Origin of the sequence: Actinomadura sp. SCN-SB (genome assembly GCF_043906805.1) — a bacterium.
Taxonomy (GTDB): Bacteria; Actinomycetota; Actinomycetes; order Streptosporangiales; family Streptosporangiaceae; genus Spirillospora.
Window position 1 is genome coordinate 1 of record NZ_JBIMPP010000067.1, and the last position, 20,738, is coordinate 20,738.

Here is a 20,738-nt window from a genome sequence, read left to right on the forward strand (position 1 = left end):
TCCCCCTCCCCCCCCCCCGCCCCCCCCCCGCGGGGGACCCCCCCCGCCGCTACTGCGCACGGCTGCGCGAGGTCTGCTTCGACTGGCCCGGCGGCTTCGTCGCCCACCACTACACCCGCTACCTGGGCGACCTGTCCGGCGGGCAGTACATCGGCGTGCAGGTCCGCAAGAACCTCGGGCTGGCCGCCGGGGACGACGGCGTCCGCTTCTACCGCTTCCCCGGCGAACCGAAGTCCTACAAGGACCGCTACCGCGCCCTCCTGGACGACGCCCCCTGGGACCGGGCCGAACGCGCCCGGATCATCGCCGAGGTCAAGCGCGCCTACCGGCTCAACGCCGCCGTCACCGCCGACCTCGGCCGCGACCTGAGGATCGACCCGGCCGCCTGAACCACGCCCCCGACCCCGCCCGAGCCTGCACGGAGCCTGGGCACGGGCGGGGTGGAGACTCCGCCGTGTGGAGCGCGGGGGTGCGCCCGGCAGGGGCGCCACGCTGAAACTGATCGTCAGACTGAACCGCATGGTCACAGTGGGGGTTCGAGTCCCTTCCCCGGCACGCGCGCCGGGGTGGCCCAACGATCGCCGGATCGCGCGGACACGGACGTTGATCCTGTCCGGGTGCTACTCGGCATGAACGAGGCATGCCGAGAGGTCCGGAAAAGCAGAATGGTTTGAAACGCCGCTCTGAGGACATCGCGCAGGGGCAACCATGCACCACCTTGGCGCAAGGGAGGTCCCCCCGATGCTCGCGATCCTCGCGGCGATCGTCTTCGGCCTGGCACTGCTGTTCGACCTGGCCGACGTCGCCACCGACCCGTTCGACTACCAGACCCTGGTCACGGTGGGGCTGCTGCTCATCGCGCTGCACCTGGCCGGGGTCGGCGGCACCGCCGGCTGGCGCGGACGCGCGTGGAACCGCAGCCGCGCCACCCGCCGCTGACCCGCGGCCCGGCGGCCGGCCTCGTTCCGGGGCCGCCACCGGCGCTCAGGACGATGAGGGGTCGTCGGCGTAGGCGCGCAGCCGGGGCAGGTCGACCACGGTGACGCGGCGCCATCCGGTGCGGACCAGGCCGCTCCGGCGCAGCGTGTTCAGCGCGCGGGCGACCGTCTCCCGGGAGGCGTCCATCCAGCTGCCCAGCTCCTCCTGCGACAGCGGCGGCGCGATCTCGATGCTGCCGTCCGCGGAGGGCGGGGCGTGCCGGGCCGACAGCTCGGCCAGGTTGGACAGCAGCAGCGCCAGCCGCTGCGCGCCCTTGGCCGCCACATGCGCCTGAAGGCGCCGGTCGGCGGCGTCGAGACGGTCGACGAAGGTGTTGCTGACCAGCCGCCACACCGCGGCGTTGGCGTCCAGGAACCCGGTGAAGCGCGCGGCCGGCACCACCAGGCCGCGCACCGGGCTCAGCGCCGTGACCGTCGCCGAACGGTGCCGGCCGCCCAGCACCGCGCTCTCGCAGACCAGGTCGCCGGGTCCGCGCACGGCGAGCACCACGTCGTGGCCGTCCTCGGTGGAGGAGGTCACCTTGGCCCAGCCGCTCTCGATGATGACGATGTGGTCGGACTGCTCGCCCTGGTAGCACAGCGGGCGCTTGGCCGCGTACAGGCGCGGGCGCGACACCTCGCGCAGCGCGGCGCGCTGCGCGTCGTCCAGGGCGTACCAGAATCCCTGCCGGCCGTTGGGGCCGCGTCCGTTGGTGCCGCCGTTGTACGGCGGTGCGTTCCTTTCCGTCACGGGTGGTCCGTTTCCTGGGCCCTCCGTGGAGGGCTCGCGGGTCGGGGCGAAACTGACTCCGGTGGCCTGGCGGCACGGCCCCCGATCGGCCGGCGCGCGTCGCCCGGGGAATGCCGCCTCTGCCGGGCAGGTCGGTCGTTGGGGCTGCGATCTGAGCCGGTGCCCGCGGCATTTGGGGGGAGTGGGGCGGTGAGGCCCAGTGCCGCGGGCACCGGCCCGCTCATGCGCAGGCCCCGGAAGGCGCCGCCGCGCCGCCCGGGGGCGAGGCGCGGGGCGTTCCGGTCGCCGCGCGTTCGTGTGATCCACATCTCCCAGGAAACCCGATATTGATCAGGATCGTGCGCCTCCGCGGGCAGCCTGTCTGCGTCATCTGACACATTCACGACCTCTCCGTCCCCCTCCGCCCGGAATTCTCGGCGCCCGCGGGCCGGTCCGTGCCGCCCCGCGACCGCCCGGTGCCACCCTGTGACCGGCCGAATGATCGCTTCAACGATCGCCCCGGGATGTCCGCCCACGGCGGCGGCTCAGGACGCGGCCAGCGCGTTGAGCAGCCGGTTGACCGGGCCCGACAGCGCCCACTCGTCGGCCAGCGTCACCAGCGCCTCCGGGTCGCGCGGCGTGGAGGGCAGCCGGTCGTCCAGGTCGCGCAGCGCCGGGTCGTCGATGTCGGTCACCACCCGCACCACCGTCGGCGCCGACGCCAGATACTCGCGCGCCGCCTCCATCCGGCGGCGCGCGCCCGGCGGGAAGCCCTCCTGCGTGCCCGCCTCCAGCGCCGCCAGGATCCCCTCCAGCGACCCGAACCTGGTCACCAGCGCCGCGGCGGTCTTGTCGCCGATGCCCGGCACGCCCGGCAGCCCGTCGCTGGGATCGCCGCGCAGCGTCGCGTAGTCGGCGTAGCCGCGGCCGGGGATGCCGTACTTGGCCGCGACCTCCTTCTCGCCCATCACCTGGAGGTTGCGGATGCCCCGCGCCGTGTACAGGACCTGGACGGGGCCGCGCTCGTCCACGAGCTGGAACAGGTCGCGGTCGCCGGTGACCACGTCGACCGGGCCGTGCCGCGCGCCCCGCACCGCCAGCGTGCCGATCACGTCGTCGGCCTCGTACCCGGCCACGCCGGCGATGGCCAGCCCGAACGCCTTCAGCACCGCGTCGATGAGCGGCAGCTGGGCCGCCAGCGCGTCCGGGGTCTGGTCGCCGCCGTCGGGCGCGACCCGGTGCGCCTTGTAGGACGGCAGCGCCGCGACCCGGAACGCCGGGCGCCAGTCGGCGTCCATGCAGCACACCAGCCGCTCGGGCCGGCGGTCCTGGACCAGCCGCGCGATCATGTCGATCAGGCCGCGCACCGCGTTCACCGGCGTCCCGTCGGGCGCGGTGACCGATTCGGGCACGCCGAAGAAGGCGCGGAAGTACAGCGACGGCGTGTCCAGCAGCATCAGCCCGCTCATGCCGCACATCGTCGCACGCCACCCCGTCATTTCGCGCCCGCCCCGGCATGCACGAGGATGCGGTGTGCGGACATCGGCACGACAGATGCACGGGACACGTGCATACGACGGACAGAGACGACAGGTGCAGAGGACAGGAGACGGGTGTGACGACGGAGTTGTATCCGCGTGAGCGGGCCGCGCGCGTGCGGGAGGCGGCCGAGAAGGCGGGCCTGGACGCCCTGCTGCTGACGCCGGGCCCCGACCTGCGGTACGTGACCGGCTACGACGCGCGGGCGCTGGAGCGGCTGACCTGCCTGGCGGTCCCGGCGGACGGCGAACCGTTCCTGGTGGTGCCGCGCCTGGAGCTGCCCGCCGCGCAGGAGTCCCCGGCGGGCGCGCTCGGCGTGGAACTGGTGCCCTGGGACGAGACCGACGACCCCTACGCGATGGTGACCGCGCGGCTCACCCGGGCCAGGGCCAAGGGGGAGCGGGCCAGGGTGGCGGTCGCCGACCGGATGTGGGCGGTGATGGCGCTGCGGTTCCGCGCGGCGCTGCCCGGCGCCGAGCAGGTCGCGGCCGGGGCGGTGATGCGGGAGCTGCGGATCCGCAAGAGCCCCGCCGAGGTCGCGGCCCTGCGCGAGGCGGGCGCGGCCATCGACCGGGTGCACCGGCGCGTCCCCGGGTTCCTCAAGCCCGGCCGGACGGAGAAGGAGGTGGCGCGCGACATCGCCGACGCCATCCTGGACGAGGGCCATGTGAGCGTCGACTTCGTCATCGTCGGGTCGGGACCCAACGGGGCCAACCCGCACGCCGATCCCACCGACCGGACGATCCGTCCCGGCGAGCCGGTCGTGGTGGACATCGGCGGGACGATGCCCAGCGGATACTGCTCCGACTCCACCCGCAACTACTGCGTGGGCACCCCTCCGGCCGACTACACCGCGTACTACGAGGTGCTGCGCGAGGCGCAGGAGGCGTCCTGCCAGGCGGTGCGGCCCGGCGTCACGCCCGAGGCGGTGGACGCCGCCGGCCGGGACCTCATCGCCGCCGCCGGGCACGGCGAGCACTTCTTCCACCGCACCGGGCACGGCATCGGCCTGGAGACGCACGAGGACCCCTACATCGTCGCGGGCAACACCGAGCCGCTGGAGCCCGGCATGGCCTTCTCCGTCGAACCGGGCATCTACGCGGGCCCGCACGGCGCCCGCATCGAGGACATCGTCGTGTGCACCGAGAACGGCTTCGAGCGCATGAACGACACCGAGCGCGGCGTCGTCATCGTCGGCTGACCCGGCGAGGGGACGGGCGGCGCCCCGGAACGCGGCCGTGGAGGAAGGAGTCGCCGCATCCGGAGCGCCGCCCGGGTCGTGGCCGGATCGTGGCCGGGGCCTCGGTCAGGAGGACTTGCCGAGGGGAACGCCCGCGGAGGCCGCCGCCGGGTGGCCGATGGCCAGGCCGCTGGCGGGGTCGAAGAAGTGGAGCCTGCGGGTGTCGACGGCCAGCTGGATCGGCTGGCCGGGGCGTACCTGCGAGCGCGAGTTGACGCGGGCGGTCCACAACGCCTTGTTCTCCACCAGCGGGATCGCCATGTCGGCCTCGCCCTCGGCGGCGTCCTCGGCCAGGTCGGCGGTGTCCTTGTGCTCCACCGGCGGCGCGTCGATGGTGAAGATCACGTTGATCTCGCTGCCGAGCTCCTCGGTGACGCTGCTGGTGGCGTGCAGCGGCGCCCAGTCCGGCTTGGCGTGCGCGGCGTCCTCGAAGTCGGACGGGCGGATGCCCAGGATCACCTTGCGGCCGAAGTAGGCGTCCAGGCCGGGCTTGTCCTCCAGCAGGTCGTCGGGGACGGGCAGGGTCAGCCCGGCGAAGGCGACGTGCACGCCCTGGTCGCCGCGCACCAGGTCGGCGGAGACGAAGTTCATCGCGGGCGAGCCGATGAAGCCGGCCACGAACAGGTTGACCGGGTTGTCGAACAGCCGCTGCGGGGTGTCGACCTGCTGGAGGCGGCCCTCGCGCAGCACGCACACCCGGTCGCCCAGGGTCATCGCCTCGACCTGGTCGTGGGTGACGTAGACGGTGGTGACCTTCAGCCGCTCGTGGAGCTGGCTCAGCGAGGCGCGCATCGACACGCGCAGCTTGGCGTCCAGGTTGGACAGCGGCTCGTCCATCAGGAACGCCTGCGGCTCGCGGACGATCGCGCGGCCCATCGCGACCCGCTGCCGCTGGCCGCCCGACAGCGCCGCCGGCTTGCGCGACAGGAACTGCTCGAGGCCGAGCATCCTGGCGGCCTCCTGCACCTTCTTGGCGCGCTCCTCCTTGGACACCCCGCGCAGCTTCAACCCGAACGCCAGGTTCTGCTCGACCGTCATGTGCGGGTAGAGCGCGTAGTTCTGGAAGACCATCGCGATGTCGCGGTCCTTGGGCGCCAGGTCGTTGACCACCCGGTCACCGATGGTGATCGTGCCGTCGGTGATCTCCTCCAGCCCGGCGATCATCCGCAGCGCGGTGGACTTGCCGCAGCCCGACGGGCCGACCAGCACCATGAACTCGCCGTCCTTGATGTCCAGTTCCAGCCCGTCCACGGCGCGGACGCCGCCCCCGTACACCTTGCTGACCTTGTTCAGCACGATCCCCGCCATGCCAGGATCCCCTCTGTTTGGAAACGTTTCCATCGCCTCATGCCCACAAGGGCATATCGCTTATGGGGGGAGTCAACACTATGGAAACGTTTCCAGAAAACGCCGGTCGTGGGAAGATGGCGCGATGACGGAACGGGCGGCGACGATCAAGGACGTGGCGGCGGCGGCCGGGGTGGGCATCGCCACCGTGTCCCGGGTGTTCTCCGGGACGGGATCGGTCGGCGCCGAGACCCGCGAGCGCGTCCTGGCCGCGGCGCGCGAGCTGGACTACCGGCCCAGCGCCCTGGGCCGCGGGCTCAAACTGCGGCGCGGCGGCGGCATCGGGGTGGTCGTCCCCGACGTCACCGACCCCTTCTACGCCGAGCTGGTCGCCGGGGTGCTGTCGTGCGCGCGCAGCCTGGGCGAGCACGTGATCGTGGACGCCGCGCACGGCGACCCCTCCCGCGAGGCCGAGATCGTGGACCGCCTCGCCGAGCAGCGGGTGGACGGGATCATCGCCGTTCCCGCCGGGGACGCGGCGGCCTGGCACTCGGCCGCCCGCGTCGGCGCCGGGGTGGTGTTCGCCGACCGGGTGCTGCCCGGCCTGCCCGAGATCCCGGCGGTCCTGGCCGACGACCGCGCCGGGGTGCGGACCCTCACCGAGTACCTGGTCGGGCTCGGGCACCGGCGCATCGCCTTCCTCGGCGCCGCGCTGCCCGGCGCGCCGCCCGGAGGCCCGGTCGAGGTGCGCGAGCGCGCGTTCCGGGACACGCTGCGCGCCCTGGGCGTCGCGGTGGACGAGGACCTGATGGTCGCGGCCCGGCACGAGCGCGACGCCGCCTACGCCGCCGCGGCCGGGCTGCTACAGCGGCGCGACCCCGCGGGCGGCGTCACCGCGGTGCTGGCCGCCGGGCACCTGCTCGGCGAGGCCGCCGTGCTGGTGGCCCGCGAACTCGACCTTCGCGTGCCCGCCGACGTGTCCATCGCCATGGTCGACGACGTTCCCTGGGCCGAGCTGTGCGACCCGCCCCTCACCGCGCTCGCCCGTCCCGGCCACGACATCGGCTACCGCGCCTGCGAGCTGCTGGCGCGGGACCGGGCGTCCCGGCGGCCGGCGCGGCCGGGAGGCGCCCCCGCGGAACGGGCCGCGCGCGAACGTCCGCGAAGGGGCGGCGGCAGGCCCGTCCTGCTGCCGTCCGAGCTGGTGATCAGAGGCAGCTGCGGGCCCCCGCCACGCGGTGCCGCGCCCCGCCGGAGCGGGCCGGAAATCCGGCCCACGCCATGACCGGCACACGCTAGATTTCCGGGGTGGAGGAGATCGATCGTCAGATCATGGCGCTGCTGGCCGACGACGGCCGGATGAGCTACACCGATCTGGCCAAGGAGACCGGCCTGTCGGTGTCGGCCGTGCACCAGCGGGTGCGACGGCTACAGAGGCGCGGCGTCATCAAGGGGTTCACCGCACAGCTGGACAACGAGCGGATCGGGCTGCCGCTCACCGCGTTCGTGTCGATCAAACCGATCGACCCGGCCGCGCCGGACGACGCCCCCGATCGGCTGGCCGACCTGGCCGCGATCGAGGCGTGCCATTCGGTCGCGGGCGAGGAGAGCTACATCCTGAAGGTGCGGGTGGGCTCACCCAACGAACTGGAGGACCTGCTACAGCAGATCCGTGCCAAGGCCAACGTCGCGACCCGCACCACGGTGGTGCTCAGCACCCCGTGGGAAGGACGCAGGCCGCCCTTGTGACACCAACCCCGTAACGCAACCCCCGTAACTCAACCCGTGTAACACCAACCCTGTCCCTGTCCGTCACGGCCGAGGGGGAACCGCGCGTCAACCCCCTGGGGCGAAGGCCCGCAGCGCCTCCTCGGCCCGCAGCATCGACTCCACCGGATCGGCCTCCGGCCCGGTGATCTCGGGATCGAAGTTCAGGTCGACGAACAGCTCGGTCATCCCCTGCGCGGCGATATCGGCGAAGTCCGCGCGCACCTCATCGAACGACCCGTGCAGCGGGCGCCGGTCCGCGCGTCCCGCGGCCCTGACGCGCACCGCCCCGCGGCACACGAACCGCAGCGTTGACGGGTCCCGCCCGGCCTTCTCCGCCGCCTCCTTGACGATCCGGATGGAACGTCCCAGCGTGCGGGGGTCGGCCCGGCCGGCGCTCACCCAGCCCGCGGCCAGCCGGCCCGCGCGGCGCAGCGCGGGCTCGGCCGCGCCGCCCAGCAGGATCGACGGCTCGGGCGACTGCGCCGGGCCCGGCTCCATCACCACCGGCGGATGGTCGTAGAACTCCCCGTGGAACTCGCTGTGGGCGCCGCCGGAGCCGCTCGCCCACAGCGACCGCATCGCGGCCAGGAACTCCTCGCCACGGGCGCCGCGCCGTTCCATCGGGACGCCCGCCGCCGCGAACTCCTCGGGCATCCAGCCCAGGCCGACGCCCAGGTCCAGCCGCCCGCCGCTGACGTGGTCGAGGGTGGCGGCCTGCTTGGCCAGCAGCGCCGGCGAGAAGAACGGCAGGTTGACGATCGCCACGCCCAGCCGCACCCGCTCGGTCAGCCCCGCCAGGTACGCGAGCGTCACCAGCGGGTCGGGGACGGCCCGGTACGTCCCGTCCTGCGAGCCGGCCGGGTTGAGCAGGCGCTGCAGCGTCCAGACCGAGTGGTAGCCGAGCCGTTCGGCCTCCTGGGCGATCCGCGCCTGCCGGTCGGGGGTCGCCCAGCCGCCCGACACCGGCACGGCGAACCCGATCAGCACGATGTCCCTCCCTGCCCGTCCCTGCTCGTCTTGCCCGTCACGGCCCGGCCCGCCCCTGCCGGCATGCCGCCCCGGCCGACCCTATCCGCAGGGGCGATCGTCCTCGCGCGGCGCCCGCGGATCGGCGGCCGTCAGGACGAGGCGACGATGAAGCTGGAGTTGCCGAACCCGACCTCGTCGCCGGGGCGGACCCTGGACGGGCCGGTGAGCCGCCAGCCGTTGAGCCGGGTGCCGTTCATCGACCCCAGGTCCGAGATCATCCAGCCGCCCTCGTGGCGGTAGATCTCGGCGTGGAACCGCGACACCGTCAGGTCGGTGAGGATGAACTGGCAGCCGGGGGCGCGTCCCACCACGATGCGGGTCAGGCCCGCCGGGGGCAGGGTGAAGCGGGGCAGCCGCGGTGCCCGCCAGGCCGCCTCGAACCGCGCCGTCATCTGCGACACCGAGGAGATCAGCCCGGTCAGGCGCCCGACCACGCGGTTGGTGGGGGGCAGGTCGTGCACCAGGTCGGCCAGCTCCGCCTGGCTCTGGGCGCGCAACGCCTGGTCGACGCGGCGCTCGAAGGTCTCGTGCGAAATCCGGCCTTCGGCCACTCGTTCGCTGAGCACCTGCAGTACCCGGTCGCGTTCCATATCGGACGCTCGCACCGGATATGAGGGCTGACCGTCCATAGCAGTGAGTATCCAGATCCCGTCGTCGCCTGTCCAGAAAAGCCCGCACGCACAGGGCAGGGCGACCGAACCCGCCCGCCCTGCCCTGTTGGATGCCCCCAGTACGGCCGATGTTCGGGGCGATTCCGGGGAAATCGTCCGATCGCCCGGATCGCCGGATCGCTCGCCGTGACGGTCCTCCTCCGTGACGGGCCTAGTCGGTGTGCTCGAAGGACACCACGTCGGCCAGCACGCCGCCCTCGGGGGTCAGCCGGTCCTCGGACGGGCTGTCGTAGACCACCAGCAGCTTGGGGCGGCCGTCCTCGCCGGTCTCGTCCAGAAGCGCGATGCCCTCCGCGTGGTCGTCGCCGTCCCCGTACGGGAGCTCGCCCACGACCCGCAGGTCGGTGGCGGGCACGATGCCGGGCGCGTCCACCGTGGCCGCGCCCGGCCAGGCCACCACGCGCACGGGGCCGTCCAGGTCCATGCTCGGCCCGGTGAGGATCAGCAGGTCGTCGCCGTGCGGGCACAGGTCGCGGATGCCGAGGCCGCCCAGGTCGAGGAAGTGCGTGCGGTACAGGTCGTCGCCGTCGTCGAGCGGGCGCAGCCGCAGCCGGGACGGGTCCCGGGGATGGGTCTCGGGGCGGATCTCCAGCAGCACGGCCCAGCCGCGCAGCACCGGCCCGCGGAAGCCGATGTAGAGGCGGTCGCCGTGGGCGGCGACGCCCTCGATGTCGATCCCGTTGTCCTTGCTGGGGATGGCCAGGAACGGCGCCAGGTGCGGGTCGTCCTCCAGCAGGTCGGTGATCGAGTCCTTGTGGCCGCCCAGCAGCGCGGCGCGGCGCCCGCCGTCGTCGGCGACCACGCGGGGGAGCCCGTCGTCGCCGGTGACCAGGGGGAGCCGGGCGAGGACGAACCGGTTCTCCTCGCGCACCACGCTGGCCAGCCGCTTGCGGGACTTGGCGTCCGGCTGGCCCGGCTTGATCTTCTTGCGTTTGAGGCTGTGCGAGCCGATCGCCCACAGCCAGCCGTTGGCGCGGGCCAGGCCCTCCAGGTCGGCCTCCTCGTCGGGCCCTGCGGGCAGGTCGACCAGGTCGGCCAGCCGCACGGTGCGCTGCCCGTCGTAGCCGGTGACGCGTCCCGCGCCATCGGTGGCCGCGGTCAGCCGCTCGATGGTCGCGGTCTCGTCGCCGGCCACCCACAGGCACCGGCCGTCCTGGCGCACGGCGGACAGATTGGTGTGGGTCTCCGCCTCGCGGCTCTCCTGCGAGAAGCGGAGCTCGACCCGGCGTTCCACGATCATGGGGGAAATGTTTTCACATATCGGAGGTGCCGGGGGGCGTGCCCCACAGGACGTGCAGGTGCGGGGGCTTGCGGAAGACCAGCCCTCGTACCGGGGCCTCGCGGGACGGGTCCAGCCGCAACTCCGGCAGGCGGGTCAGCAGCGCCGTCAGGGCGGCGCGCGCCTCAAGGCGCGCCAGCGGAGCGCCGAAGCAGAAATGCGGTCCGTGGGCGAACGCCAGGTGCTCGGAGACGTTCTCGCGCCGCGGGTCGAAGCGGTCGGGGTCGGCGAAGACCGCGGGGTCGCGGTTGGCACCCGCGATCGACACCCGGACCAGGTCGCCCTCGCGCACGGGCGCCCCGCCCAGGTCGAGGTCGCGGGTGGCGTAGCGGTCGACGACCGAGGCGGACGGCTCCAGCCGCAGCGACTCCTCGATCGCCCCGGGCAGCAGGCCCTCGGGGTCGGCCTGGACGAGCGCGAGCCGGGCGGGGTCCTCCAGCAGGTGCAGCACCGCGTTGGTGATCATGCCTTCGGTGGTGTCGATGCCGCCGAACATCAGGACGGCGGCGTTGGCGACCACCTCGGCCTCGGTGAGCCCGCCGCCTCTCGCCGCCCCCTCGCCCCGGTCCGGGTTCCGGTGGGCGGCGGAGGCGAGGGGCGAGCCGGCGGGGGAGGCGTCGACGACCTCCCGGACGGCGGCGCGGAGCCGGTCGTAGGCCACGGCGGCGCCGGGCGGCGGCTCCTGGCCCGCGGTGATGGCGGAGACGCCGTCGACGAACTCCCCGTACCAGGACCGGACCGTCGCGGCGTCCACGCCGTCCAGGCCCAGCGCCTCGGCCACCACGGCGACCGCGAGCGGGCCGGCCAGGTCGCCGCGCAGTTCCGCGCGGCCGGCCGGTGCCAGCGCGGTGACCAGCCGGGCGGCCTCGGCCTCGACGAACGCGGTGAAGCGTTCGCGGGTCACGGCGGGGCGGAAGGCGCGGGCGAACGGGTCCCGGTGGCGGGTGTGCTCGCGGCCGTCCAGCGACAGCATGCTGGGGCCCAGCAGCCGGGCGGTGGAGAAGCGCGGGTCGTCCACGGTGAAGGAGGCGGCGTCCCGCATCACCCGGACCGCCAGGTCGTGCGAGGTCACCAGCCAGCACTCCAGCGCGGGCAGCCAGGAGACCGGCTCGTGCGCGCGCAGCCGGGCGAGCAGGGGATGCGGGTCGCGGTCCAGTTCGGCGACGGTCACCGCCGCCCCGTACGGGAACCGCCGGGCGGGCGGCGCGGGCTGTGACGACGGTCGGGAGGGCACCCCGGAAGCCTATCCCAGTTATTGATCTACAATGTAAAGGCGTCGGGCCGGCGCACCCGGCACTCAGGCCGCCGCGGCCCGACGCCGCCACCAGGCGCGGCCCTCCTCCGGCAGCGTGTGGATCGGGTCGTAGTACTCGTACCGCCGCTCCAGCGCGCCGTCGTCGGAGGTCTCGATGCCGGTGCGGTAGTTCTTCGTCCAGTACGAGACGCCGCGCTCGCGGTCGTAGTCGGCGAGCTGGTGCACCCAGCGCTTGCCGACGTAGGGGACGTCGCACACGATCCGCGGGGTGGCGAACCCGGGCAGGTAGCCCATGATCGCGTGCTGGAGCTCCTGGGCCTCCCAGACGGCGAGGCGCCAGTGCTCGCTGGAGGGGATCATGTCGCACATGTAGAGGTAGTAGGGCAGGATCGCGGCCTCGTCGAGCAGCGCGAACGACAGGTCCAGCAGCGCCTCGGGGGTGGCGTTGACGCCGCGCAGCAGCACGCCCTGGTTGCGGACGTCCCGGATGCCGGTGTCGAGCATGGCGCGGGCGGCCCTGGCGACCAGCGGGGTGAGGGACTGGGCGGTGTTGACGTGGGTGTGGATGGCGATCTGGGCGCCGCGTTCGCGGGCCTTGGCGGCCAGGCGTTCCATGCCGGCGCGGACCTCGTCCTGGAGCCAGTGCTGGGGGAGGCCCATGAGCGCCTTGGTGGCCAGGCGGATGTCGCGGATGGTGTCGATGTCGAGCAGGGCGTCGACGAACGATTCCAGGCGGGGCCAGGGCAGGTTGGCCACGTCGCCGCCGGAGACGACGACGTCGCGGACGCCGGGGGTGCGGCGCAGGTAGTCCAGCATGGCGCCGTGCCGGTCGGGCGCCTTGATGGTGAACTTGTGCTTGTCGACGGCGGGGGTGGAGTTGCCGACCAGGTCCATTCGGGTGCAGTGGCCGCAGTATTGGGGGCAGGTGGGCAGGAGTTCGGCCAGGACCTTGGTGGGGTAGCGGTGGGTGAGTCCTTCGACGGCCCACATCTCGGCCTCGTGGAGGGAGTCGCGGGTGGCGTAGGGGTGGGAGGGCCAGTCGGTGCGGCGGTCGCTGTGGACGGGGATCATGTAGCGGCGCACCGGGTCGGCGTAGAAGGCGTCGGTGGAGGAGGTGTCCATGGTGTTGAGCATCTGGGGGGTGACCAGCATGGACATGGTGGCGCGTTCGGCCTGGTCGCGTTCGAGGTCGGCGTAGAAGGACTCGTCGAGCAGGTCGCCCATGACGCGGCGCAGCTGGCGGATGTTCTTGACGCAGTGCGCGCGCTGCCATTGCGCCGACTCCCATTCGGCGCGGGTCACCTCGCGCCAGCCGGGCAGCCGTGTCCAGTCGGGTTCCACCAGCGGCCTGCGGCGGTAGGCGTAGGGCTGCGGGGCGGCGGGGTGGGCGTCCGGGTCGGGACGCAGGGCGGTGGTCATCGTCGACCCCTCCTCGGCGACGGGTGGACCCCGTCGGGCAGATCGCGTAAAAATCTCGTGTACGCCCGACTTTACGGGAAGACTTTCGATTCAACCAATAAGGCCAAGTACATCTTCCGTGACCTGCAGGTGATGGTGACCGGGTGCGCGGAGGAGCGGAGACCGGCGAGGAGCCACCGTATGAGCCGCCGTATGAGCCGCCGTATGAGCCGCCGTATGAGCCGGGAGGCGAGCGTGATCGGGACCGAGGTGGGGCTGCACCGCGTGCTGGAGCCCGAGGGCGTGCTGCCGCAGGCGGCGCTGCGGCTGGATCCCGATCCCCGCATCCGCCCGGACGAGGTGCGGGTGCGGGTGGAGCGCCTCAACCTGGACGCCGCGTCCTACCGGCAACTGCACACCGCGCACGGCGGTGACCCGGACGCGATCCGCCGCGAGGTGCTGGGGATCATCACCTCGCGCGGCAAGATGCACAACCCGGTCACCGGGTCGGGCGGCATGCTGGTCGGCGTCGTGGACGAGGCCGGCCCGCGGTCGCCGCTGGGGCTGAAGGAGGGCGACCGCGTCGCGACGCTGGTGTCGCTGACCCTGACCCCGCTGGCCGTGGACGACGGCCTGGAACGCTGGGACGGGCGGTCCGAGCAGGTTCCCACGTCGGGTCACGCGATCCTGTTCGCCCGGTCGATCGCCGCCGTGCTGCCCGGCGACCTTCCGGTGCCGCTGGCGCTGTCGGTCATGGACGTGTGCGGCGCGCCCGCCCTGACCCGCCGCGTCGTCGGCCAGGCCGCGTCCCGCCTGGGGCGGGGGCCGGTGGTGGCGGTGCTGGGCGCGGCGGGCAAGAGCGGGTCGCTGTCGCTCGCCGCCGCCCGCCGTGCCGGTGCCGGCGCGACGGTGGGGCTGGTGCCGACCGCGGAGGAGGAGCGGAGGCTGGCCGCCACCGGCCTGGCCGACAGGGTGGTGCGGGCGGACGCGCGCGACCCGGTGGCGGTGGCGCGGGCGTTGGGGGAGCCCGCCGACGTGACGGTGGTGTGCGTGGACGTTCCCGGTTGCGAGCACGGCGCGATCCTGGGCACCGCGCCCGGCGGCACCGTGGTGTTCTTCTCGATGGCGACCTCGTTCTCCGCGGCGGCGCTGGGCGCCGAGGGCCTGGCCGCCGACGTGACGATGCTGGTCGGCAACGGCTACGTCCCCGGGCACGCCGAGCTGGCGCTGGACCTGTTGCGGACGGAACCGGGGATTCGCTCGCTGTTCACCGCGCGGGACGAGCGCGATTCGGCACAATGACCCGGGTACGCCTAGAGCAGCGAGGAGACAGGTGATGGCGAGCATCACTCAGGCCCTGCGGGACAAGGACCCCAAGGAGCGGCGGAACCAGATCGTCGACGTCCTGGTGGACGCCTTCTCGCATCTGATGGAGCGCAGCCCGGCCGAGTTCCGGCGCAGGTTCCGCAAGATGGCCTCCGACCCGTTCGCCTTCTACCGGGGCAGCGCCTGCCTGTTCTACGCCGACGTGATCCATGACGAGGACCCGTGGGCCGACGAGCGCACCGGCCGGGTCTGGATCCAGGGCGACCTGCACGCGCAGAACTTCGGCACGTACATGAACGACGACGGGGTGTTCGTCTTCGACGTCAACGACTTCGACGAGGCGTACGTCGGCCATTTCACCTGGGACGTCAAGCGGCTGGTGGCGAGCGTGGCGCTGCTGGCCTGGAGCAAGGCGATCTCCGACTCCGACATCCGCCGGCTGGTGGAGACCTACGTGCGGGCCTACGTCGACCAGGTGCGGCGGTTCGCCGCCGACGGCGGCGACCACGCGTTCGCGCTGACCCTCGACAACGCCGACGGGTACGTGCGTGACGTGCTGATCGCGGCGTTGTCGTCCACGCGCATCGGGCTGCTGGAGGACATGACGCTGGTCGAGCAGCACGAGCGGCGGTTCCGCAACCGCTCGGGCGTGCGCCGCCTGGACGAGGCGGAGCGCGCCAAGGTGGAGCGCGCCTACCACGCCTACCTGGAGACGATCCCGAGGGAGAAGCGGTTCGGCAGCCTCACCTACCAGGTCAAGGACATCGTGGGCGCCTCGGGATTCGGTATCGGGTCGGCGGGATTGTCGGCGTACAACATCCTGGTGGAGGGGCACTCGCAGGCCCTGGAGAACGATGTGATCCTGTCGATGAAGCAGGGGAACGTCGCCGCGCCCAGCCGTGTCGTGGATGACCCGCGCATCCGCGACTACTTCAAGCACCACGGTCACCGCACCGCGGTGTCGCGCCGCGCGTTGCAGGCCAACACCGACCCGTGGCTGGGCTACACCGAGATCGACGGTGTCGGGTACGTGGTGCAGGAGCTGTCGCCCTACGAGGCGGACCTGGACTGGTCGGGGCTGACCGAGCCGGAGGAGATGATGTCGGTCCTGGACGACCTGGGCCGCGCCACCGCCAAGATCCACTGCGTGTCGGACAGCGACTCCGACCACACCCTGGTGGGCTTCCAGGTGGAGGACGCCATCAACTCGGTGATCGGCCCGGACGAGGGTCCGTTCGTGGAGGCGATGGTCTCCTTCGCGCACGAGTACGCCGCGATCGTCCGTGACGACCACCGGCTGTTCGTCGACGCGTTCCGCAACGGCGAGATCCCGGGACTGTAGCGCGCCGGTCCGCGGGCGGCGGGTGCGGTGCCGTGTACCACGCCGCCCGCGGTCACCGGCGCCGCCGGCCGCAGGACGGCCGCAGGAGGCCACAGGACGGGCCGCGCGGCCGGTCAGCGGGCGATCAGCGGGCGAAGGCCAGCGAGGCCGAGGAGCTGATCACGGTGGCCAGGACCACCACGACCAGCGGATTGGCCAGGGGATGGCGGCGCCGCGGCGGTGCCTTGGCCGCGCGTGGCGGTGGCGGCGCCCGTTCCGGTTCGGCGGCGGAGGGCTCGGGCGGCGTGGGACGCCGCGGCGCGGGCTCGGGCACCGGGGCGGTGCGCCGCGCCGGTGCGCCGCGCTCTAGGGGAGCGGCGCGCCGGGGCGGGCTCGCGGCCACCGGCGCGGACGACGGCGGCGGCTCGGGCGGTGCCGCCGGTTCGGGCGGTGCCGGGGGCGGGGGCGGCGGCGCGGGCGGAGGTTCCGGTGGGGGCTCGGGCCGGGGCGGCGGCGGGGTGGGGCAGGCCGATCCGGGGACGGCGACCGTGACGCCCACGTCGGCGAGGCCGTCCAACGACGCCGACACCTCGACGCAGACCGGGACCGGGCGGCGCGGGGAGGCGGTCGCCTCGGAGGCGGGAAGCACCGCCAGGCCCACCGCGAACAGAAGGGCGAGGGGTGCGGCGAGGGACGCGGCGAGGGATGGGGCGCGGCGGGCGGTCACGGGCCCGCCGAGATGCGCTGGATCTCGGTGAGGGCGCCGGTGAAGGCGTCGGGACGCACGGCCAGCCCGCCCGCGAAGGTGTGCGAGATGTCGATGGCCAGGTAGATGCCGATGGCCAGCAGCCCGGCCATCAGCGCCAGCGGCACCGCGGTCATCCCGCGCGGCCGTGCCCCGGCCAGGTAGGGGAAGGCCACCACCAGCAGGCCGGTGACCGCCGTGATGACCAGCAGCGCCGTCGGCGGGCGGACGCGGGCGTCCATCGCGCGCTGGTGGCGTGCGGCGGAGATCGCGCCGATCTGTTCCAGCACCGCGGCGCGGGCGTCGCCGGCGGCCTGGTCGGCGGCGTCGTCGCCGGCGGGGAGCGCGATGACCTGGCGGCGGACCGCGTCCAGCCGGGCCCCGCCGTCGGGGTTGAGCCGGCCCTCGGCCATGTCGCGCCACTCCCGGTCGCGGACGAAGCGGGCGTAGTCGGCCAGGCCCGCGCGGGCGTGCTCGCGCGGGCCCGCGGGCAGCCGCTCGGCCGACCAGTACGCCTCGGTGATCGCCTGCGCCTCGGTGTAGGTGTTGAGCCGCGCGGAGTCGGTGGCGGCCCAGGGGACGACGATCGCGACGGCGAAGGCCAGCAGGAACAGCGCCGACAGCATCGCTCCGGTGTGGGCGGCGGTGGCGCCGCCGGGATCGCCGTCGTCGATGCCGCGGCGGATCAGCCGGCCCGCGGCGAACACCACGGCCATCGCGCAGGCCGCCGCGAGGATGTAGAACACCATGCACCCCTCCAGGACCAGAGACCAGATGAGTGACGCACCGTGACTCTACGCTCGCTAATTGCGATTGGGCATGGCTTGAGCGGTGACGCCCTGCTTGCCGGAACGCTCGCCCGCTTGCGCGGATCTGGATCACGAGAAAGCGGATACGTGTGCAGGGTCTTGCGATTTGGTGGCATTTGTCAGGAAGATCTCGATGGTAGAACGTAGATGAGAGCAGATCTTCACGTACGTGGACGGCGAGGGGAGGCGGCGATGGCGCCGCAGGGGAAACTCGATCTGGATCCGGCGCTGGTGCGCCGGGCCCGGGCGCTGGCGGCGCGGGCGGCCGAGCCGGTCATCGATTTGGCCCGCACGCACACCACGGTGTCGGTGGAACGGGCGCTGCTGAGGATCGCCGGGCTGTCCGGCGCCGACGCCGACGGCAGGCCGTGGGTCAACCATCTCGCCGACGCGGTGCGCGCCCAGACCGGGCTGGAGCACGGAGTCGCGCTGCCGGTGTGGGACGCGCTGCTGCGCGGCCCGTACCCGGATCTCACCGAGCTCGCGCGGGACGCCGCCCGCGGCCGGGCGCGGTTCCGCCTCCCCGAGGGGACCGCCGCCCGCGACGCCCGCGCGGCCGCGCGCGACGCCGCCCGCGCCGGCATCGCCCGCATCGACCGGCGCCGCGCCGAACGCGACCGGATGCTGGCCTCGGTCGGCGACCCGCCCCATCCGTGGATCTACCTGATCGTCGCCACCGGCGACATCCACGAGGACATCCCGCAGGCGCAGGCCGCCGCGCGGGAGGGCGCCGACGTGGTCGCGGTGATCCGCTCCACCGGGCAGTCGCTGCTGGACTTCGTCCCCGAGGGCGCCACCCGCGAGGGCTACGCCGGCACCTACGCCACCCAGGAGAACTTCCGGCTGATGCGCGCCGCGCTCGACGACGTCTCCCGCGAGCTGGGCCGGTACGTGCGGCTCACCAACTACGCCTCGGGGCTGTGCATGCCGGAGATCGCGGCGCTGGCCGGGCTGGAACGCCTGGACATGATGCTCAACGACTGCATGTACGGGATCATCTTCCGCGACATCAACCCCCGCCGCACCTTCATCGACCAGCGCTTCTCCCGGCAGGTCCACGCCCGCGCCGGCATCGTCATCAACACCGGCGAGGACAACTACCTCACCACCGCCGACGCGGTCGAGGCCGCCCACACCGTGATCGTCAGCCAGTTGCTGAACGAGCGGTTCGGGCACGAGGCCGGGCTCACCGACGCCCAGCTCGGGCTCGGCCACGCCTTCGAGATCGACCCGGCGGTGCCCGGGTCGTTCCGGCTGGAGCTGGCGCACGCCCAGCTGGTGCGGGAGCTGTTCCCCGACGCGCCGCTGAAGTACATGCCGCCCACCAAGCACATGACCGGCAACATCTTCGCCGGCTACCTGCTGGACGCCTTCTTCAACCTGGCCGGGGTGATGACCGGGCAGTCCATCATCCTGATCGGGATGATGACCGAGGGCATCCACACGCCGTGGCTGTCGGACCGCGACCTGGCGCTGGAGAACGTCCGCTACGTCCGGGACGCCTGCGCGGGCCTGGCCGAGGACTTCGCGCCCCGCCCCGGCGGCATGATCGCCGAACGCGCCCGGCGGGTGCTGGGCGAGTCGGTGGAGCTGCTGGAACGCGTCGAACGCGACGGCCTGCTCACCGCCATCGCCGACGGCACCTTCGGCGTGACCCGGCGCCCGCCCGACGGCGGCAAGGGACTGGACGGGGTCGTCCCCCGCGCCGAGGGGTACTTCAACCCCGCCATCGAGATCCTGGACACCGAGGACCCGCACGCCGCGCAGGCGGCCGATCAGGAGGTGACGGCATGACCGAGCGGGCACGCACCAAAGCAAGCACCGGAGCAGGCACCGGCGCGAGCACAGGAGCGAGCACCGGTGAAGGCTCCCGTGCCGCGAGCCCGTCCGGGGAGGAGGGCGGGCGGCCCGCCGACGCCCGGCAGGTCATCCGCCCCTACGGCGACACCACCGGGGACGGCATGGTGCAGATGTCGTTCACCCTGCCGGTCCCGGCGGGCAAGCGCGCCGACGCCGCGGCGCTGCAACTGGCCGGGAAGATGGGCCTGGCCCCCTCCAGCGTCGTGCACTCCAAGGCGATGGGCCCCGGCCACACCTTCTTCATCGTGTACGGCAGGTGCGGGCACCTCATCGACTACGCGGGCATCCCCGTCCCGCCCGAGCGCGAGTACCCGCTGCTGACCTCCAGCGAGGTCAACCTGGCCATCCGCGGCGCCCTCAGCCGCCGCCTGGTCGTGGTCGGCGCCTGCATCGGCACCGACGCCCACACCGTGGGCATCGACGCGATCCTCAACGTGAAGGGCTTCGCGGGGGAGAAGGGCCTGGAGTACTACCGGGAGATCCAGGTGGTCAACATGGGCGCCCAGGTCACCGTGGAGGAGCTGGTCGCGCGGGCCAAGGCCGAGGACGCCGACGCCGTCCTGGTGTCGCAGGTGGTGACCCAGCGCAACGCCCACCTGCACAACACCAAGCAGATGGCCGCCGCCTTCCACGCCGAGTACCCGACCGCCGTGGCGCCCGGCATGGGACGGCCCCTGCTGGTGGTGGGCGGGCCCCGCTTCGACACCGTCACCGCCGAGGAACTGGGCGTCGACCGCGTCTTCGGCAAGGGCACCACGCCCGCCGAGGTCGCCAGCTACCTCGTCCACGCCCTGCTGCCCGGCAGGGCCCGCGCCGAAGGGGACGCGTCATGAGCGGCGGCGGCCCGCGGGAGGGGCTCACCGTCACCCACCGGCGCTACATCCCCTACTCGCACGCCCACTACGCCGGGAACCTGGTCGACGGCGCGTACCTGCTGGCGCTGTTCGGGGACGTGGCCACCGAGATGTGCGTCCGCACCGACGGCGACGAAGGGCTGTTCGCCTCCTACTCCGACGTGCAGTTCCGCGCGCCCGTACGGGCCGGGGACGTGCTGGAGGCCACCGCGGTGCTCCAGCGGGCGGGGCGGCGCAGCCGGGTGCTGGCGTTCGAGGCGCGCGTGGTGTGCCGGGGCCGTCCCGACAAGGGCGAGTCGGCCGCCGAGGTGCTCGCCGAGCCGATCGTGGCGGCCACCGCCGTGGGCACCGTCGTGGTGCCCGAACCGCCCGGCCCGTCCTGATCGGCCCGGGCGGCCGGCCCGCGCCGGGTCTGCCCCCGGTAAATACCGCGCATGCGCGGATCATGGCTCTGAGCTGGGGAAACGTGGAATCTCTCCAGAACATGCGGCGGTTGACAAGGCCCGGTACTCCGGTAGTTTGGCTGCAGTCCAGCACAGGACTCACCGATCGGCCTCTCGGGGCGCCACTGGACCGCGCCACGACGGGATCGACGGGGGAGCTCAGCACGGCCCGCCCCTTACCGGCCCGTCCGAACCAGGGGTGGTG

At 73.4% G+C, this 20,738-nt stretch carries 20 protein-coding genes; 10 read left to right on the forward strand and 10 right to left on the reverse strand.

Features of this window, described 5'->3' with window-relative positions:
• Both ACGWYJ_RS31505 and ACGWYJ_RS31510 read left to right on the forward strand, forming a co-directional pair.
• On the forward strand, window positions 1–389 hold a 389-nt coding region (locus tag ACGWYJ_RS31505; protein ID WP_395110079.1), incomplete at its 5' end, for a biliverdin-producing heme oxygenase.
• Between the two features lie 352 nt (window positions 390–741).
• Window positions 742–939, forward strand: coding sequence for a hypothetical protein (locus tag ACGWYJ_RS31510; protein WP_395110080.1), 198 nt, complete (start codon window positions 742–744; stop codon window positions 937–939).
• A 45-nt stretch (window positions 940–984) separates the two neighbouring features.
• Here ACGWYJ_RS31510 and ACGWYJ_RS31515 read toward each other — a convergent pair whose 3' ends face one another.
• Window positions 985–1,728: a Crp/Fnr family transcriptional regulator gene (locus ACGWYJ_RS31515; RefSeq protein ID WP_395110081.1), complete on the reverse strand. Its 744-nt coding sequence runs from the start codon at window positions 1,726–1,728 to the stop codon at window positions 985–987.
• A gap of 524 nt (window positions 1,729–2,252) precedes the next feature.
• Entirely contained in the window at window positions 2,253–3,176 is a 924-nt protein-coding gene (locus ACGWYJ_RS31520; RefSeq protein ID WP_395110082.1) for a 5'-3' exonuclease H3TH domain-containing protein, read from the reverse strand.
• A gap of 146 nt (window positions 3,177–3,322) precedes the next feature.
• Between ACGWYJ_RS31520 and ACGWYJ_RS31525 the strand changes: the two genes are divergently transcribed.
• A complete protein-coding gene (locus ACGWYJ_RS31525) occupies window positions 3,323–4,447 on the forward strand; it encodes a M24 family metallopeptidase (RefSeq protein WP_395110083.1) in 1,125 nt (374 codons plus the stop codon).
• A gap of 105 nt (window positions 4,448–4,552) precedes the next feature.
• On the opposite strand, the gene ACGWYJ_RS31530 is transcribed toward ACGWYJ_RS31525, so the two are convergent.
• Window positions 4,553–5,794: an ABC transporter ATP-binding protein gene (locus ACGWYJ_RS31530; RefSeq protein WP_395110084.1), complete on the reverse strand. Its 1,242-nt coding sequence runs from the start codon at window positions 5,792–5,794 to the stop codon at window positions 4,553–4,555.
• Window positions 5,795–5,918: 124 nt separating this feature from the next.
• Here ACGWYJ_RS31530 and ACGWYJ_RS31535 point away from each other — a divergent pair, with 124 nt between their 5' ends.
• On the forward strand, window positions 5,919–7,058 hold the full coding sequence (locus tag ACGWYJ_RS31535) for a LacI family DNA-binding transcriptional regulator (RefSeq protein WP_395110085.1): 1,140 nt from the start codon (window positions 5,919–5,921) through the stop codon (window positions 7,056–7,058).
• 23 nt (window positions 7,059–7,081) lie between these two features.
• Window positions 7,082–7,522, forward strand: a complete 441-nt coding sequence (locus ACGWYJ_RS31540) for an Lrp/AsnC family transcriptional regulator (protein ID WP_395110086.1) — start codon at window positions 7,082–7,084, stop codon at window positions 7,520–7,522.
• 87 nt (window positions 7,523–7,609) lie between these two features.
• Here the strand turns inward: ACGWYJ_RS31540 and ACGWYJ_RS31545 are convergent, their stop codons facing one another.
• From ACGWYJ_RS31545 to ACGWYJ_RS31565, 5 genes are all read right to left on the reverse strand, one after another.
• Window positions 7,610–8,530 (reverse strand): TIGR03619 family F420-dependent LLM class oxidoreductase, encoded by a 921-nt coding sequence (locus ACGWYJ_RS31545; protein ID WP_395110087.1) that lies wholly within the window; start codon window positions 8,528–8,530, stop codon window positions 7,610–7,612.
• A 131-nt stretch (window positions 8,531–8,661) separates the two neighbouring features.
• Window positions 8,662–9,177, reverse strand: coding sequence for a DUF1707 domain-containing protein (locus tag ACGWYJ_RS31550; RefSeq protein ID WP_395110088.1), 516 nt, complete (start codon window positions 9,175–9,177; stop codon window positions 8,662–8,664).
• Window positions 9,178–9,394: 217 nt separating this feature from the next.
• Window positions 9,395–10,483, reverse strand: coding sequence for a DUF3616 domain-containing protein (locus ACGWYJ_RS31555; protein WP_395110089.1), 1,089 nt, complete (start codon window positions 10,481–10,483; stop codon window positions 9,395–9,397).
• Between the two features lie 13 nt (window positions 10,484–10,496).
• Window positions 10,497–11,756 (reverse strand): cytochrome P450, encoded by a 1,260-nt coding sequence (locus ACGWYJ_RS31560; RefSeq protein WP_395110090.1) that lies wholly within the window; start codon window positions 11,754–11,756, stop codon window positions 10,497–10,499.
• A 63-nt stretch (window positions 11,757–11,819) separates the two neighbouring features.
• On the reverse strand, window positions 11,820–13,196 hold the full coding sequence (locus ACGWYJ_RS31565) for a KamA family radical SAM protein (RefSeq protein ID WP_395110091.1): 1,377 nt from the start codon (window positions 13,194–13,196) through the stop codon (window positions 11,820–11,822).
• Between the two features lie 180 nt (window positions 13,197–13,376).
• On the opposite strand from ACGWYJ_RS31565, the gene ACGWYJ_RS31570 reads away from it, so the two are divergent.
• Entirely contained in the window at window positions 13,377–14,477 is a 1,101-nt protein-coding gene (locus tag ACGWYJ_RS31570) for an L-erythro-3,5-diaminohexanoate dehydrogenase (protein ID WP_395110092.1), read from the forward strand.
• A 34-nt stretch (window positions 14,478–14,511) separates the two neighbouring features.
• Window positions 14,512–15,843: a DUF2252 domain-containing protein gene (locus ACGWYJ_RS31575; protein ID WP_395110093.1), complete on the forward strand. Its 1,332-nt coding sequence runs from the start codon at window positions 14,512–14,514 to the stop codon at window positions 15,841–15,843.
• A 124-nt stretch (window positions 15,844–15,967) separates the two neighbouring features.
• On the opposite strand, the gene ACGWYJ_RS31580 is transcribed toward ACGWYJ_RS31575, so the two are convergent.
• Complete coding sequence (locus tag ACGWYJ_RS31580) at window positions 15,968–16,549, reverse strand: hypothetical protein (RefSeq protein ID WP_395110094.1); 582 nt, start codon at window positions 16,547–16,549, stop codon at window positions 15,968–15,970.
• Window positions 16,546–17,316, reverse strand: a complete 771-nt coding sequence (locus ACGWYJ_RS31585) for a hypothetical protein (RefSeq protein ID WP_395110095.1) — start codon at window positions 17,314–17,316, stop codon at window positions 16,546–16,548. Before ACGWYJ_RS31585 ends, ACGWYJ_RS31580 begins: the two co-directional genes overlap by 4 nt.
• A 252-nt stretch (window positions 17,317–17,568) precedes the next feature.
• On the opposite strand from ACGWYJ_RS31585, the gene ACGWYJ_RS31590 reads away from it, so the two are divergent.
• The 3 genes from ACGWYJ_RS31590 to ACGWYJ_RS31600 are packed head-to-tail and all read left to right on the forward strand — an operon-like array spanning window position 17,569 to window position 20,473.
• Window positions 17,569–19,170: a lysine 5,6-aminomutase subunit alpha gene (locus tag ACGWYJ_RS31590; protein ID WP_395110096.1), complete on the forward strand. Its 1,602-nt coding sequence runs from the start codon at window positions 17,569–17,571 to the stop codon at window positions 19,168–19,170.
• Window positions 19,167–20,069 carry an OAM dimerization domain-containing protein gene (locus tag ACGWYJ_RS31595; RefSeq protein WP_395110097.1) on the forward strand — a complete coding sequence of 301 codons (903 nt, stop codon included), beginning with the start codon at window positions 19,167–19,169 and terminating at the stop codon, window positions 20,067–20,069. The genes ACGWYJ_RS31590 and ACGWYJ_RS31595 overlap by 4 nt, the downstream gene beginning before the upstream one ends.
• Window positions 20,066–20,473, forward strand: a complete 408-nt coding sequence (locus tag ACGWYJ_RS31600) for a hotdog fold domain-containing protein (RefSeq protein WP_395110098.1) — start codon at window positions 20,066–20,068, stop codon at window positions 20,471–20,473. The genes ACGWYJ_RS31595 and ACGWYJ_RS31600 overlap by 4 nt, the downstream gene beginning before the upstream one ends.
• The last annotated feature ends 265 nt before the right edge of the window (window positions 20,474–20,738 follow it).